Source organism: Bacillus cereus group sp. Bc061 (genome assembly GCF_027715825.1).
Lineage (GTDB): Bacteria > Bacillota > Bacilli > Bacillales > Bacillaceae_G > Bacillus_A > Bacillus_A paranthracis.
In genome coordinates, this window is record NZ_JAQFTZ010000004.1 from 60,437 (window position 1) to 76,361 (window position 15,925).

Below are 15,925 nucleotides of genomic sequence, written 5' to 3' on the forward strand. Positions count from 1 at the left end.
TACATATATAATGTACAACAAATAGAATTTGAGGTGTGCCAATTATGCTTTTTCCTGATTTAGCAAATAAAATTGTACGAGAAGTACGCAGACTAATTAAAGAAAATATTATTATCATTAATATACAAGGCGTTATTATCGCAAGTACAGATATAGAAAGAATCGGTCAATTTCATGAAGGCGCACTCCGCTGTGCGAAACAAAAGAAAACTGTCATTATTACAAAAGAAGATGAACGACGTTTGCATGGCGTAAAAGCGGGTATGAATCTCCCTTTACTATTCCATGACGAAGTAATTGGTGTCATTGGAATTACAGGCGAACCTGAAAACATTTCCCAATACGGAGAAATATTACGTAAAATGACCGAACTACTCATTCACGAAAACTACTTTTTAGAACAGCTAGAACTTGAACACCGTTCTTATGAAGCATTTGTCTTTGATTGGCTCCAAAATACAGACTGGTCTCCAAGCTTTCTCGATCGTGCCAAAACACTTGGTATTGATTTACATAAGAAAAAACAACTTATTTTATTCTCTATCGATCAAAATGACACGATGCTTCAGCGTAAGATTTGGCAACACGTACGCAATCTATTAACAAAGGAGCATCTATTTGTTCGCTGGGGAAATGATCGATTCATTTTATTTACAGCGATGAGCTCTAAAGAGCAAACATATCAATTTTTAAAACGATTAAAACAAGACTGTGAAACTTTATTTTCTATTCCTTTATATATCGGGATTGGACAATCCGTTACGCCAAGCAATATGAATTTATCGTACGAACAAGCATTACAAGCTCTTTCCGTATCACTTGTAACAAAAAAAATTGTATTTAATGAGGATTTACGTTTAGAAATGTGCTTACAAGATATTTCTGCTGAAACGCGGGAACAGTTTCTAAAGCGCACCATCGAAAACTTACTATCATCACCTGAGCTTATGCACACTTTACGTTTATTTATCGATTATAACCAATCCTATAAACAAACAGCGCAGCAATTACATATACACATTAACACATTGCATTACAGACTTAAAAAGATTGAGGAGTATACAGGACTTGATCCGAAACAATTCAAAGACTTAAACATTTTATACTTCTCGCTCCTCTTATTAGATAATCAAACAAAAAAGAATAATAAAATAGATTAATCTTCAGATGATTATACATAGAAAGAATCCCCCGACTTTTTTATCATTATAATGAAAGCACTGTGACAACGTTTTTTATTATGACTAATTACGTTAACAGTTTGAGGGGGATTTCCAATGTTAGAAAAACAAATTATTCATTCATTCGTATCCATTGTTGGCGAAGATAATGTAGATACATCCAATATGGGGCGTTTAACGTATAGTTATGATGCCACTCCAAACTTCCAAGCAATGCCTGATGCAGTCATTGCTCCTCGTAATACAAATGAAGTAGCTGAAGTATTAAAAGTATGTAACACTCACAAAATCCCTGTATATGTTCGTGGGTCTGGAACAAATCTTTGCGCAGGGACATGTCCACTTGAAGGCGGTATCGTCCTTATCTTCCGCCATATGAATAACATTTTAGAAATTGATGAAGAAAATTTAACAATTACTGTACAAGCTGGTGTTATTACGCTTGATATTATTAAAGCAGTAGAAGAAAAAGGTTTATTTTATCCACCAGATCCAAGCTCAATGAAAATTTCTACAATTGGCGGTAACATTAATGAAAACTCGGGTGGATTACGTGGATTAAAATATGGCGTAACACGTGATTATGTGATGGGGCTTGAACTTGTCTTACCAAATGGTGATATGATTCGCACTGGTGGTAAATTAGCAAAAGATGTAGCTGGTTACGATTTAACTCGTTTATTTATCGGTTCTGAAGGAACACTTGGCGTCGTAACAGAAGCAATATTAAAACTTGTTCCTATGCCTGAAACGAAGAAAACGATGCTTGCACTATATGAAGATATTAATGAAGCTGCACGTGCTGTTTCTTCTATTATTGCAAATAAAATCATTCCAGCGACACTTGAGTTTTTAGACCAGCCGACAATTGAAGTAGTAGAAGAGTTTGCTCAAATCGGTTTACCAACTGACGTAAAAGCAATTTTATTAATTGAACAAGACGGTCCACCTGAAGTTGTTAATCGAGATATTGAAAAAATGGCTAACGTTTGTCGTTCCATGAATGCAGTTGATGTTCGCGTCGCAAAAGATGAAGCGGAAGCAGATGCGCTTCGAACAGCTCGCCGTAGTGCACTGTCAGCACTGGCAAGATTAAAACCTACTACAATATTAGAAGATGCAACGGTACCACGCTCACAGATTGCTCCGATGGTTGAAGCTATTAATGCCATTGCCAAAAAATATAATATTCCTATTTGTACGTTTGGCCATGCTGGCGATGGCAACCTACACCCAACTTGTATGACAGATGCTCGCAACGAAGAAGAAATGCACCGAGCTGAACAAGCTTTTGCTGAAATATTTGCGAAAGCAATTGAACTTGGTGGCACGATTACTGGTGAACATGGTGTTGGTGCGATGAAGGCTCCGTATTTAGAAATGAAGTTAGGTAAAGAAGGTATTGCTGCTATGCAAGGAATTAAACAAGCCTTCGATCCAAATAACATTATGAATCCAGGAAAGATGTTCGCGAAGGACACTCGTAAAAGAGTGGTGGTTGAGCGATGACAACATTAAATAAAGAAAACATTCAAAAGGAATTTAAAGAACGATTAAGTGAAGATGAACTACTAAACTGTATGCGATGCGGTTTCTGCTTACCAACTTGCCCTACTTACATTCAATCTGGATATAAAGAATCACATTCCCCGCGTGGACGTATCGCATTAATGAAAGCGATCGTTGACGGCTTAATTGAGCCAGATGAAGATGTTGAAAACACATTAAATGTTTGCCTCGGCTGCCGTGCTTGTGAACCTGTTTGTCCATCTGGTGTGAATTATGGACATTTATTAGAAGAAGCTCGTGATATTATAAATCAAAACAAAAAGTTTTCAATGCCAGTGAGAGCTGTTCGTAAAGTCGTTTTTGAAGGACTTTTCCCGCATCAAAATCGAATGAGAACATTAACAGGATTAATCGGATTTTACCAACGTTCCGGTTTACAAACGCTAACACATAAAACAGGGATTATGAAGTTATTCCCTGAAACACTTGCAACAATGGATCTCGTTTTGCCTAAGGTCCCTAAAATGAAAGCAATGAAAGATCGCCCTGAATTTTTACCTGCTGAAAGTACGAAGAAGAAACAAGTTGCATTCTTCACAGGTTGTTTAATGGATACAATGTTTTTAGAAACAAATAACGCAACGATGAAACTGCTTCAGTTAGCTGGTTGTGATATCGTTATTCCGAAAACACAAAGTTGCTGCGGGGCATTACATGGACATGCTGGTGAGAAAAATGGGGCAAAGGAATTAGCAAAACGCAATATAAAAGCATTCGAAGATTTAAACATCGACTATATTATTACGAATGCTGGTGGTTGCGGAGCTTACCTCGTAGACTACGATTACTTGTTAAAAGATGATCCACAGTGGGCTGAACGTGCAAAGCAGTTCGTTTCTAAAATTAAAGATATTACTGCTATTCTAGTAGAACTAGATTTCCATAAACGTAATGACTTACGAGTCACGCCGCAAGTTATTACGTATCAAGACTCTTGTCACTTACGCAATGTTATGCGAACATCTTCAGAACCTCGTATGTTACTAGAAGCAATTCAAGGCGCAACATACCGTGAAATGAAAGATGCGGATCGCTGCTGTGGTTCTGCTGGTATTTATAACATTGTTCATTCAGAACTATCTATGGAATTTCTAGATTACAAAATGGACCGTGTGCATGAAACAGAAGCAGCAACCATTGTTACTGCAAATCCAGGTTGTTTATTACAAATGAAATTAGGCATTGAACGAGAAGGTCTTTCTCATAAAATGAGAGGAATTCACATCGTTGATTTATTATTAGAAGCAATTGAAACCAACTCGTAATAACTCGTAACATACGTAATAATAGGAAAACGGCTATCTCCTTCGTCTATGTAAAGAGATAGCCGCTTTTTTGTCCGCTACAACATTAAAAATATGTTACTTTATTATAAAAAAGAACAACAGAAACATTACAGTTTTGTAAAAATCAATCCAGTATATTCCTCAAAAAAACGCTCAAACCATTGATACAATAGGATTCTTCATTTTCAATATAGGTACATTTATCCAAAAAACGCGTCTTATAACCAAGTATAAAAATGCTGAAAATTCCTTTTATACTCTATGTTTCTCTTATTTTTCCCCTTTTCCCCTCTTAGGATAAATTAGGTAAATTTTAAGTCTATGAATTTTTTTCCATCTTTTTTCTCACAAAATCTATGCTACGATGAATTTGTCAGTCAGACAGGCTGTCAAAAACAAATCGTGTGAAAACAAATTAAAACTTTATATAGGGGGACACACATCATGAAAAAGCGTGTTTTATTATCTGTAGCTGCTGCAACGGCTCTTACTTTAGGAGTATCTTCTCTAGATGCACAAGCTGCAACAGTACAACCATCTAACATAAAGGTTCAAAATATTCAGCATTCAAAAGTGATGATGAAGCAAATGAGCCAACAAGAATTACAAGCATTCTTACAATCTATGGGCGTTGAGTCATTAGCACAATGGCAACAAGGAAACTTCCAACCAAATTGCATTATTCCTGGTCAACAACCTACTGAAAATGTTGTAACTGAGCAACCGACAGCTAAGCCAGAAACTCAAAAGCCTGCTGAGCAAAAACCTGCCGAGCAAAAGCCTGCTGAAGAAGTTCAAAAACCAGAAGCTCAAAAGCCTGCTGAAAACAATAATACGCAAAAACCGGCTGAACAAAAACCAGCTGAGCAAAAGCCTGCTGAAGAAGCAAAATCTTTAAGCGAGTTCGAACAACGTGTTGTTGAATTAACAAACGCTGAGCGTGCAAAACAAGGTTTACCAGCTTTAAAAATCGACACTGAATTAAGCAAAGTAGCACGCATTAAATCTGAAGATATGCAAAAAAATAACTACTTTGATCATAACAGCCCTACATACGGGTCTCCGTTTGACATGATGAAGAAATTTGGTATTTCTTATACATCTGCAGGTGAAAACATCGCCCAAGGCCAACGTACACCTGAAGAAGTAGTACAAGCTTGGATGAACAGTGCTGGACACCGTGCAAACATCTTAAATAATGGATTCACTCACATCGGTGTTGGCTATGTAGAAAGCGGCAACTACTGGACACAACAATTTATTACGAAGTAAATAGATTAAAAGAGTCTTCTCATAATGAGAAGACTCTTTTTTACGTTTCATAACTTTCTATTATGTATGAGTATAAAGCGTAGAACATAAACAAAATAGAACCACCACTTATTACGCTAAGTAACACATAAAATCCCCATTTCAAGTTCAAAAACAATGAAAACAATATACTACATGCCATCACTTGAAAAATCCGTCTACTCACTAAACGGATCTTTTTTAATTTGATTGGGTCTTTTTCCGTACTCTGAACTTTTTTAAACGCCTTACTAAGCATAAAAAGAAACATACTAATCCCTATTGTTAGTCCTGTTTGAAAGGATATCATGCTTCCAAAATTAATAAAGAGAATGAGCATATGGATAAACAACATAAATAAAGTAATCGTCTTTAGAAATCCACTTATAATGACATGCTCGTCTTCATTAAACTTATATATATTATGTGAAATAATATACATCAATCCATGTAAGAAAATAATAAGACAAGGAATAAGTGCTATAACAACTTGTTTACTCATAAACTCGTTTGGCCGACCATTTACATCCCAATGTACCGCCAAATGCTCTTGTAAATATGGATAGAGACATAGAGTAACTAAAAGACAAGCGAAAAATATTCCTAGTATATATTTATATTTGATCAAGTGATTCTCACCCCTCTTTTCTCTTAACGGCTTCGCTTCTTTTAGAGAAATTCCTGCAAAAATCTACTTTTCTCAACTTTAAACTTACACTTTACGCATTCACTCTTTGAAATTCTTTCATTGTATCATTTAATTTTGTAGGAAATGGTACATCCACTTCAATCTCTTCTTTCGTAATTGGATGTAAAAAGTTTATCGTCATTGCATGTAACGCTTGCCTAGACATATATTTCGTTTCTCCACCATATAATACATCCCCAACTAACGGATTACCATTATAGCTCATATGAACACGAATTTGATGGGTTCTACCAGTTTCCAATTGTAACGTTACGAGCGTAACATTTTGTTTTTTAAAATACTCCTCTACTTTATAATAGGTAATTGCTTGATCTCCCTTTGGAGAAACACGTCGTCTCGTCGCATGATGGCGATCTCTTCCGATAGCCGCATCAATTGTTCCTTGCTTTTTTTTCACCTTGCCTTCTACAAGAGCCGCATATGTTCTTTTAATTTTTCGTTCCATTAATAAACGATCCATAATTGCACCAGCAATTCTATGCTTCGCAAACACGACACCACCTGTCGTATCTTTATCTAACCGATGAATATGACGAACCTTCGTCTCTAAACCTTGCATTTGAAAATGAAAGGCAACAAGGTTTGCAAGTGTTCCCATCCCGCCTTTTTCAGAAGGATGCGTATCCATCTTCTCAGGCTTATTTACAATGAGTACATGATCGTCTTCATATACTACATGTAATTCACCATATTCAGGCTCTACATCGTATTCTTCCTCCATAAACATATGAACTTGCAACTTATCGCCTTCTTTTAAAAGCTCATTCCATCTTCTCTGTTCCCCATTAACGGTAACACCTTTTTCCATACGAAGCTGATGTAACAACTTTTTCGGTATTTCCCATTCTATTTTTAATAACGACTCAATGCTTATACCATTCCATTTCGCTGGCACAGTCATTTCGCACCATTCGCCCTTCTTCTTCGTTTCCATACTGTATCACCTTATTTCTATTGATTCTCTCATTGTAACGGAAAATACAATTTGATGCACCGTCAAAAATAGAGGACAGTCTTATAATAGACTGCCCCTCATGCTCTACGCCTTCTCATTTCCTGCAACACTTCTTCCGCTTTTTGTTCATATGATAAATCTTTAAAGAAATCCGCCAACCTCTTATAATCGTTATACGTATCTAATAAGTCATCCATCTTTTCTACTTTCATCACTTGTTGTTTTTGCTTCATTTTTACCGGATAACGATAGCCCGATACTTCTTGTATTTTGTAATACTCATCCTCTACTTGAATGACCTTTACAAGTTCCTCTTCTTCCGCATCCATCGTATACCCATCAAAATCTCTAAGCAATTCATAAATAATATGAGTCCATTCATCTTTTGGATAAAATCCTTTTTCTAACCGATAACCGACAATGCGATACATATGCCCATCGTTTTCTGCAAACTGTACTGTATCATTTAGCTTAAATTTAAAATAACGAAACATTGCCTTCACCTACTTATATGTAATGTTCTTATCACATACTATTTGCAAAATGTAGGTCTTGCTATTCATAAAAAAATACTCATCTATAAGATGAGTATTTTTTACGATGATTTTTCTTTTTTCTTTCGAAATGGTAACCACCAGTTCCAGTCTCCAAACAATTTCATTAAACTTGGTACGAGCATAAGACGAATAATTGTTGCATCAAGAAATATCGCTAATGCAACGCCAAGCCCCATTTGTCGTACTGGTAAAATATCAGTAAAAGCAAACGCACCAGTTACAACAATCATAATTAAAGCGGCTGACGTAATAATTCTACTTGTTGAAACAAGTCCTTCTAACGTCGCCTGATCGTTATCCCCTGTTTCTTCATACAGTTCATGGATACGCGAAATAAGAAAGACTTCATAATCCATGCTAAGCCCAAAGACGAGGCCGAAAATGAAAATTGGTAAAACAAATAGAACTGGACTTGCTTCTAAACCAAAATGACCACCTTCGAATAACCAAACAACAATTCCAATTGTTGCGCTTAAACTAAGTATATTCATAATAATCGCCTTAATTGGAATGAGTATAGATCGAAATGCAAATAATAATATAACAAAAGTCGATCCAAATATAACAGACATACCAATTGCAACTTTATCTTTAATTTCATCTTCTAACTCTTGTTGGAACGTCGTCATTCCGCCTAGATAATATGTAACGTTCGTTTCTTTATAATTTTGTTTAAAATCACGCACCCACTGTTTCGCAATTTCTATACGTGGTTTTGTATGTAAAAAGACTTCGATTGTTGTCTTATTTCCTTTCGTATACGATTCAAATACCGGAGCTATTTTAGCAGCTTCTGGCGACTGTAACATCCCCGCAACTTGCTCTGATTTCATTCCATTTAAACTGTCGTATAAACTTCTTACTTCATATACTTTCTTATCATCTTTTAACTTTTGAACGACTTCTTCTACCTTTTGTAAACTTTCTTTTTCTTTCATATCTTTTTTCGTCTCTACCACTAACGTAACATCAGCATGTGTTTTTGCAGTTTTATTAAATGCCTCTTCGTACTTCTCATATGCAATTCTTGTATCACTTTGTTTAGGTAAAGCTTCTACGTCAGGGAACTGTAAATTAGCTGTACGTAATGGTAATAAACAAATCACAATAAATGTTGTAACAACAATAATCATCGCAATTGGATGTTTCATTACAAATTGTGCAAATGTACGCCATGCCTTTGCCGGCGTATGTGCTACTTGATTCTTTTTTAATATTCGTTTACCAATTAATGATAATAACGCTGGAAGAAGTGTGAGCGAGAATACAATACTCATAATCACAACAATCATTCCACTAATTGCGACAGACTGAATATAATCGATTTTAAAGAAAAACAAACCGGATAGGCCAACGAATACACATAATCCTGAAAATACGATTGCCCGCCCTGCTGTCTGATATGTAATTGCTATTGCTTCTTTTACCGTTCGCTTTGCAACTTCCTCTCGAAAACGATTTACAAATAATAGCGCAAAATCAATAGATAACGCAAGTCCGATCATCGGTGCAACATTTAGCACAAAGATAGATAGTTCCTTATCACTACCTATAAAATATAATATGCCCATCGTACTAATAACACTAAGTGCCCCATTTACAATTGGTAAAATAGATGCCAAAAGGCTACCGAATGAAAATAGTAATACGAGAAATGCAATTGGTAACCCAATCATCTCTGCCACTTTTAAATCATTTTGCGTTCTTTCATTAATCTCTTTATTAATTTTCGGAAACCCTGTAGGTGTTACTTTTAATGCTGTATTACTTTCCTTTTCAATTTTATCAGCAAATTGTAATGTCTTTTCCATTCGTTCTTTATTGGTTTTCCCGGAAAATAAAATTGTCGCATAGCCGATATCATCTTGTAACATTTCTTTATTTTGCACTGGATGATGGAAAGATTCATATGTCTCTTTCTCTTGAACATTCTTTAAAATTTCCTCTAACTGCTTTTTAAATTCCTCATGTGAAACACCTTTATTTTTTTCAAAAACGAGTAGGAGCGTATCTTGAGACCTCTGAAAATCTTTATCTAAAATTTCTTTCGTTTTTTGATAGTCCCCTTCTGTTTGGAAACCGTCACCACCTAATACTCCCGGTAGCTTTGGAGCGAAAATACCGAGCGCTATCGCAACCAATAGTAATGCTACTATTACTGTATAACGAAACTGATACAAAAAAGCTCCTAATTTTCCCCACTTATCTACTTTATGTACATTTGTTTTCACACATTTTCACCTACTTTACATCATTCAATTGTTACTTATAATGTATCACATCTTCATGCAAACAAAAAACGTCTGGAAACACTATAATGATAGTTTTTCCAGACGTCTTTTTATCTCTCTTTATTAAGTCCCAATCTCTCGGTAAGTAAACGATGGCAATAAATCGCCATAATTAACAAAATACCACCTACACAATAACCTGCTAAAATATCAGTTGGATAATGTACATTTAAAATGACTCTACTTAATCCAATCGATACGATTACTATTCCCATGAAAAGCGTTATTACATATTTTCCGATCACACTCTTCAAATTTGCCACAATGATATAAGTAAGAAATCCAAATGTCATAATAGATAACATTGCATGCCCACTAGGGAAACTATATCCAAGCGCATCCAACGTTTCATTTAACGACGGACGATCCCTTTTCATAATTTCTTTTATCCCTTTATTCACAAGATGTGTTGTTAAAATGCCCATTGGATATACAATCATCGCAGCATAATAACGTTTTCTCCAAAAAACAAGTAAACTTATAATAAGCACAGTTACAATCCCAATGGCAGAACCTAATTTTGTATAGTGTGAGAAAAATGTAAGCGAACTTTCTGTTTGTAACCCTTTTACTACCCCTCGGACATATGTATCCATCACTGTAACGCCGCCAGCATGTACTCGCCAAGCAACAATGCCAAATACAGCAAATAATAAACCGATACACATTACCTCATATTGATGCAACTTCTTCAAACGATTTCCTCCTACTATGAAAAAATGCGATTTCTACTGTAGAAACCGCATTTTCTTACTTATTTACCTTTTGTTTTTAACTCTGTCCAGTAACGGTCGTAGTCTTTTAGCTTATCGTCTACATCAACAAGCCATTCTGTACGATCTAATTCTTCTTTCGTTAAGAAGATCATGTGGTTATCACGATATTCTTTACTATGAAGAGGGTGAGCTTTTTCATTTGGATTACTGTATCCAATTGACTCGTAGTTTTTCACACTTACTTTTTCATCTAATAAGTAGTTCATAAACTTCTCTGCAAGCTCTTTGTTTTTTGCACCTTTTGGAATTGCTAACGTATCAGCCCAAATTGTGCCGCCTTCTTTTGGTACAACGTACTCTACATCTTTATTATCTTTTGCGATAAATGCTGCATCCCCAGACCAAACTGTTCCAATCCAAGCATCTTCTGTAATGAATTTTTGTTTAATATTATCTGTATCAAATGCTAATAAGTTTGGAAGTAGCTTCTGTAAATCAGTTGCTGCTGTCTTTAACTGTGCATCGTCTTTCGTGCTGTTTGAGAATCCATGCTTCTTAAGACCCATTCCTAACACTTCACGAGAATCATTTAATAAAGTTACATGCCCTTTATATTTCTCATTCCATAAGTCAGCCCAGCTTGTAGGTGCTTCCTTCACATACTTTTTATTGTATGCAATACCTGTTACGCCCCAAGTATATACTAAAGAATATTTATTCTCTGGATCAAACGCAGGTGTTTTGAAATTAGAAACCATGTTTTCGATATTTGGGATATTCTTTTTATCTAACGGCGCTAATAAATCCATTTTCGCCATCGTTTTAACCATATAATCCGACGGCTGAATTAAATCATACTTCGCGCCACCTGCTTGTAATTTCGCAAGCATTTCTTCATTACTTGCATACTTATCATAGTTAATTTTCACGTTATATTTCTTTTCAAAATCTCTTAGCACTTGCTCATCAAAATTGTCAGCCCAGCTATAAATGTTTAACTCTTCTTTTTTTTCACCACAACCAGCAAGTACACCAGCAACAAGGCTAAAGCTAATTGCTGCGCCGGCTAATCTTTTCATTAATTTCATCGGTTTTATTACCTCCTCGTACTTTCTATATCGTTCGTATTATAAAGGAAGGTGTCCTCCAGAGTTTTCTTCACCATCTGCACCTTTGTTACGGAAGATTTCAGATAGAACCATTAATCCTACGATAGCCACAATTAAAATTGTAGAAAGTGCATTAATTTCTGGTGATACTCCGCGCTTAACCATACTGTAAATGTATAATGGCAATGTTGTTGATCCTGGTCCTGATACGAAGAAACTAATTACAAAATCATCAATTGATAATGTGAATGTTAATAATGCAGCCGAAATAACTCCAGGTGCAATCGCTGGGAACGTTACAAAACGAAACGTTTGCCACGGCGTTGCTCCTAAATCATTCGCAGCCTCTTCTAAATCACGTCCCATACCAGAAAGACGTGCTGCTAAAATAACGACAACAAATGAAATACTAAATGTAATGTGTGCAATAATAATTGTTGTTTTACCAAGTTCCATACCTAATTGACTAAATAAAATAAGTAAAGATAATCCCATTAAAATATCAGGAATTAAAATTGGTAAATACACAAGACCATTAATAGCACCTTCATAACGATATTTATAACGATGTAATGCAATTGCGAAAATCACACCAAGAACAGTCGTTACAATCGTCGTTACGACCGCAATCGTCATACTATTTACAAACGCATCAATAACATCTTGTTTTTGAAATAAATCTGTATACCAATGGAATGTGAATCCTTCCCATTCCGCATTAATGCGAGAATCATTGAAGGAATACACCATTAAAACCATCATTGGAAAATACAAGAACAATAAAATTAACCAAGAATAAGAAACTAAAAACTTCTTCATCTTTGCCTATTCCCCTCCGTTCCCATCATATTTATATACTTTCGTTGCACGATAATATAAGTAAATTAACAGAACAGAGAATAGAACAACAATCATAGATAACGCAGATCCAAACGGCCAATCACGCGCTCCTAAGAATTGATTTTGAATTACGTTTCCGATTAATGCTACTTTTGATCCACCCATAACGTCTGATACAACAAACATTCCGATAGAAGAAACAAACACTAAAATAGAACCGGTAGCAATCCCTGACATCGTCATTGGTACTGTAACATTCCAAAATGCTTTTACTGGTGTTGCTCCTAAATCATAAGCTGCTTCTAGCTTACGCTTATCAAGCTGCTCAATCGCTGCATACACTGGTAAAATCATAAATGGTAATAAAGAATATACCATCCCAAGTATTACAGAAGGTGTATTATATAATAAATTTAAAGGCTCACTAATAATACCTAGCTTCAATAGCAATGTGTTTACAAGACCTTGTGAACGTAAAATAACAATCCATGCGTAAGAACGAACAAGGAAGTTAATCCAAAACGGGATCGTTGCCAATAATAAAAGAATGGAACGATATTTACGATCAACAATTGTAATTGTATATGCAAATGGATAACCGATCAGTAAACATATTACTGTCGTGATAACCGCAATTTTCACTGTTTCCCATAACGTCCCCATATATAATGGGTCAAATACACGTGCTATGTTCTCTAATGTAAATTGCATTTCCACTGTCCCATATGCTCCGCGCTGCATGAAGGCAAATGCCAATACAAACAGAAGGGGAATTAGGAAGAATATTAACAGCCACGCGACTGTAGGTAGTGCGAGTAATTTCCCTTTTTTCAATTTAAGGTCACCTCGTCCTCTTGCTCCCAGCCTACGTATACATTATCTCCAATGCTCCACTGCGCTGCTTCTTCAGCAGTTTGATATGCCATTAGTAATTCTGATGTTTTCTCATCACGTACATAAAGCTTTTCCATATTTCCAACAAACTCAATGTCTTCAATATGTCCAAGGTGGTATTCTTTTAAAATCTGCTCTTCAACCGAACGCACTTTTACATTTTCAGGGCGAATTGCTACATAGCCTTCCCCGTTTTTCACAATATTATTTTCACCGATAAATGTCGCAACGAACAACGTTTTCGGCTTATTATAAATTTCTTTCGGCGTTCCGATTTGTTCAATATGGCCTTTATTCATAACAACGATACGATCACTCATGCTCATCGCTTCTTCTTGGTCGTGCGTTACGTATATGAACGTAATTCCTAAATTACGTTGTAAGTTTTTCAATTCACGTTGCAAGTCTTTTCTTAACTTAAAGTCTAATGCTCCAAGTGGCTCGTCTAGTAATAATACACGCGGGTTATTTACAATCGCTCTCGCAATTGCTACACGCTGCTGCTGTCCACCAGAAAGCTTTGCAGGTTTACGATTACGGAACTCAAGTAACTGCGTTAAACGCATTGCCTCTTCAGCACGCTCTTTTTGCTCTGCTGCCGGTACTTTCTGCATTTTCATACCGAAACAAATATTTTTCTCCACATTCATATGTGGGAATAACGCATAGTGTTGAAACACTAAGTTCATATGACGCTTATATGGTGGCAAATCGTTAATCTTTTCATCATCTAACAAAAGATTCCCTTTAGTTGGTGTTTCAAACCCTGCGATCATACGAAGTAACGTCGTTTTCCCGCAACCACTCGGCCCTAAAATCGTTAAAAATTCCCCTTCTTTAATATCTAAAGAAAGCGGTGGGATAATCACTTGATTTCCAAAATGTTTTTCTACTGCTTCAACTTTAATAATCTTTTTCATTTTCCCGTCCTATCTACCTCAAATTTAAATTTTTATATTCATGAATACATATTTATGTTCTATAGACTATTTTTTGTTTCGATCCAAACAAAAATGGTTATTTAGCAAGCGTTCACTTCTATTCTTTATGTAGTATGTTTGATTCATTTTCGCATGATACATAATGTCGAACAGAAAAACCCCTTCCATTGCGAAGGGGCTTTTATCATACGGCTACGCCTACTGATAAACACCATCATCATTTTAACAACTTTCGTATGAATTTTAAAGCACTTTTTGTAGAAGAGTAGCGAATTTTCATATCGAATGCCGTAGATTGGGCTAAAATGCTTTTATAATGTGAAAAAGTCCGAAAACTTTCTTCCCCATGATAACTCCCTAATCCACTACTTCCGACGCCACCAAAAGGTAAATATGGCGTTGCAAGATGATAGACGACATCATTAATACAGCCTCCGCCATATGAAATATTACTCGTCACTTTCTTTTGTACCTCTTTATCTTCAGAAAATACATATAACGCTAACGGCTTCGGATGTTGCTGGATTGTGCCAATTACATCTTCTATATTGTCATACTCTATGATTGGTAAAATCGGACCAAAAATTTCATCTTCCATAACGGAACTTTTCCATGTAACATTAGTTAACACTGTTGGTTCTATATGTAAAGTCTCTTTTTTATGGTTCCCGCCAATTACAGTTTTACCATCTTTCAAAAACGTACATAAACGTTCAAAATGACGCTCACTCACAATTCTTACATAATTATCATTGTGCAGTGGCTCTTTTCCATACTGCTCCTCAATTTCATGTCGCAACGCTTCAATTAACTGTTCTTTCACGGAAGCATGCACATACATATAATCAGGCGCTACACACGTTTGCCCTGCATTTAAAAACTTTCCCCACACAATCCTTCTTGCCGTTACATCTACTTTCGCATCTTTATGTACAATACATGGACTTTTCCCGCCAAGTTCTAACGTAAGCGGCGTCAACTGTTTTGCTGCTGCTTCCATGACAACTTTCCCAACGCCCACACTACCTGTGAAGAAAATATAATCAAATGGTTCTTTCAGCAAAGCTGTACTCTCTTCAACGCCGCCTTCTACTACCGCTACAAGCTCTTCTTGGAATAAATCCTCTAACATCCTTGTAATCACTTTGGAAACGTTTGGCGTTAACTCCGACGGTTTTAAAACGATTGTATTTCCAGCTGCTAGAGCTCCTACAAGCGGTGCAATTGCTAATTGAAACGGATAGTTCCACGGTGCAATAATAAGTGTCACACCGTACGGTTCAGGCACTACTTTCCCCTTTGATCCAAAATGAGTAAGTGCTGTTCGAACACGCTTCGGTTTACTCCACGATGAAATATGCTTCAATTGAAAAGAGATTTCTTTTAATACATATCCCACTTCCGTTGTAAATGACTCATGAACTGACTTATTTAAATCTAATTTTAACGCCTGAAATATTTCTTCTTCAAAACGCTGAATGCCTTCATAAAGCTTCTTCAAATTATTCTTTCTCACTTCTACACTTCTCGTATGGCCATTATAAAAATATTCCTTTTGTTTATTTACAATAGAAGAAACACTCATTC

General features: G+C 36.0%; 14 protein-coding genes. 4 read left to right on the top strand and 10 right to left on the bottom strand.

The window, feature by feature from the left end; genetic code table 11:
• Positions 1–44 precede the first annotated feature (44 nt).
• From PDQ40_RS16515 to PDQ40_RS16530, 4 genes are all read left to right on the top strand, one after another.
• Positions 45–1,160 (top strand): CdaR family transcriptional regulator, encoded by a 1,116-nt coding sequence (locus PDQ40_RS16515; protein ID WP_270691503.1) that lies wholly within the window; start codon positions 45–47, stop codon positions 1,158–1,160.
• A gap of 117 nt (positions 1,161–1,277) precedes the next feature.
• Entirely contained in the window at positions 1,278–2,690 is a 1,413-nt protein-coding gene (gene glcD, locus PDQ40_RS16520; protein WP_270691504.1) for a glycolate oxidase subunit GlcD, read from the top strand.
• Entirely contained in the window at positions 2,687–4,015 is a 1,329-nt protein-coding gene (locus tag PDQ40_RS16525; RefSeq protein WP_257809207.1) for a (Fe-S)-binding protein, read from the top strand. The genes glcD and PDQ40_RS16525 overlap by 4 nt, the downstream gene beginning before the upstream one ends.
• A 465-nt stretch (positions 4,016–4,480) precedes the next feature.
• Positions 4,481–5,308: a CAP domain-containing protein gene (locus PDQ40_RS16530; protein ID WP_000747582.1), complete on the top strand. Its 828-nt coding sequence runs from the start codon at positions 4,481–4,483 to the stop codon at positions 5,306–5,308.
• 40 nt (positions 5,309–5,348) lie between these two features.
• Here PDQ40_RS16530 and PDQ40_RS16535 read toward each other — a convergent pair whose 3' ends face one another.
• The 10 genes from PDQ40_RS16535 to PDQ40_RS16580 all read right to left on the bottom strand — a co-directional run bounded on the left by PDQ40_RS16535 (position 5,349) and on the right by PDQ40_RS16580 (position 15,923).
• Positions 5,349–5,954, bottom strand: a complete 606-nt coding sequence (locus tag PDQ40_RS16535) for a DUF1648 domain-containing protein (RefSeq protein WP_000598992.1) — start codon at positions 5,952–5,954, stop codon at positions 5,349–5,351.
• 91 nt (positions 5,955–6,045) lie between these two features.
• Positions 6,046–6,969 (bottom strand): RluA family pseudouridine synthase, encoded by a 924-nt coding sequence (locus PDQ40_RS16540; protein ID WP_074542076.1) that lies wholly within the window; start codon positions 6,967–6,969, stop codon positions 6,046–6,048.
• Between the two features lie 98 nt (positions 6,970–7,067).
• A complete protein-coding gene (locus tag PDQ40_RS16545) occupies positions 7,068–7,484 on the bottom strand; it encodes a hypothetical protein (protein WP_000490297.1) in 417 nt (138 codons plus the stop codon).
• A gap of 101 nt (positions 7,485–7,585) precedes the next feature.
• The gene (locus PDQ40_RS16550; RefSeq protein WP_270691506.1) at positions 7,586–9,778 is read right to left on the bottom strand and encodes an MMPL family transporter; all 2,193 of its coding nucleotides are present in this window, start codon (positions 9,776–9,778) and stop codon (positions 7,586–7,588) included.
• Between the two features lie 110 nt (positions 9,779–9,888).
• Positions 9,889–10,506, bottom strand: coding sequence for a phosphatase PAP2 family protein (locus PDQ40_RS16555; RefSeq protein WP_001996991.1), 618 nt, complete (start codon positions 10,504–10,506; stop codon positions 9,889–9,891).
• Positions 10,507–10,592: 86 nt separating this feature from the next.
• The gene (potD, locus tag PDQ40_RS16560) at positions 10,593–11,642 is read right to left on the bottom strand and encodes a spermidine/putrescine ABC transporter substrate-binding protein PotD (RefSeq protein ID WP_000772498.1); all 1,050 of its coding nucleotides are present in this window, start codon (positions 11,640–11,642) and stop codon (positions 10,593–10,595) included.
• Positions 11,643–11,681: 39 nt separating this feature from the next.
• Positions 11,682–12,482: a spermidine/putrescine ABC transporter permease PotC gene (potC, locus tag PDQ40_RS16565; RefSeq protein WP_000714204.1), complete on the bottom strand. Its 801-nt coding sequence runs from the start codon at positions 12,480–12,482 to the stop codon at positions 11,682–11,684.
• Between the two features lie 6 nt (positions 12,483–12,488).
• Positions 12,489–13,337 (bottom strand): spermidine/putrescine ABC transporter permease PotB, encoded by an 849-nt coding sequence (gene potB, locus PDQ40_RS16570; RefSeq protein WP_000715494.1) that lies wholly within the window; start codon positions 13,335–13,337, stop codon positions 12,489–12,491.
• Positions 13,334–14,317: a spermidine/putrescine ABC transporter ATP-binding protein PotA gene (gene potA, locus PDQ40_RS16575; protein WP_000720320.1), complete on the bottom strand. Its 984-nt coding sequence runs from the start codon at positions 14,315–14,317 to the stop codon at positions 13,334–13,336. The genes potB and potA overlap by 4 nt, the downstream gene beginning before the upstream one ends.
• Before the next feature lie 238 nt (positions 14,318–14,555).
• Entirely contained in the window at positions 14,556–15,923 is a 1,368-nt protein-coding gene (locus PDQ40_RS16580) for an aldehyde dehydrogenase (RefSeq protein ID WP_000116809.1), read from the bottom strand.
• Positions 15,924–15,925: the final 2 nt, after the last annotated feature.

What these genes read in the sequence shown, in the direction of transcription:
- PDQ40_RS16515 (WP_270691503.1), top strand. Translation starts at nt 45, where the DNA reads ATGCTTTTTCCTGATTTAGCAAATAAAATTGTACGAGAAGTACGCAGA.
- glcD (WP_270691504.1), top strand. Translation starts at nt 1,278, where the DNA reads ATGTTAGAAAAACAAATTATTCATTCATTCGTATCCATTGTTGGCGAA.
- PDQ40_RS16525 (WP_257809207.1), top strand. Translation starts at nt 2,687, where the DNA reads ATGACAACATTAAATAAAGAAAACATTCAAAAGGAATTTAAAGAACGA.
- PDQ40_RS16530 (WP_000747582.1), top strand. Translation starts at nt 4,481, where the DNA reads ATGAAAAAGCGTGTTTTATTATCTGTAGCTGCTGCAACGGCTCTTACT.
- PDQ40_RS16540 (WP_074542076.1), bottom strand. Translation starts at nt 6,969, where the DNA reads ATGGAAACGAAGAAGAAGGGCGAATGGTGCGAAATGACTGTGCCAGCG.
- PDQ40_RS16545 (WP_000490297.1), bottom strand. Translation starts at nt 7,484, where the DNA reads ATGTTTCGTTATTTTAAATTTAAGCTAAATGATACAGTACAGTTTGCA.
- PDQ40_RS16555 (WP_001996991.1), bottom strand. Translation starts at nt 10,506, where the DNA reads ATGTGTATCGGTTTATTATTTGCTGTATTTGGCATTGTTGCTTGGCGA.
- potD (WP_000772498.1), bottom strand. Translation starts at nt 11,642, where the DNA reads ATGAAATTAATGAAAAGATTAGCCGGCGCAGCAATTAGCTTTAGCCTT.
- potC (WP_000714204.1), bottom strand. Translation starts at nt 12,482, where the DNA reads ATGAAGAAGTTTTTAGTTTCTTATTCTTGGTTAATTTTATTGTTCTTG.
- potA (WP_000720320.1), bottom strand. Translation starts at nt 14,317, where the DNA reads ATGAAAAAGATTATTAAAGTTGAAGCAGTAGAAAAACATTTTGGAAAT.
- PDQ40_RS16580 (WP_000116809.1), bottom strand. Translation starts at nt 15,923, where the DNA reads ATGAGTGTTTCTTCTATTGTAAATAAACAAAAGGAATATTTTTATAAT.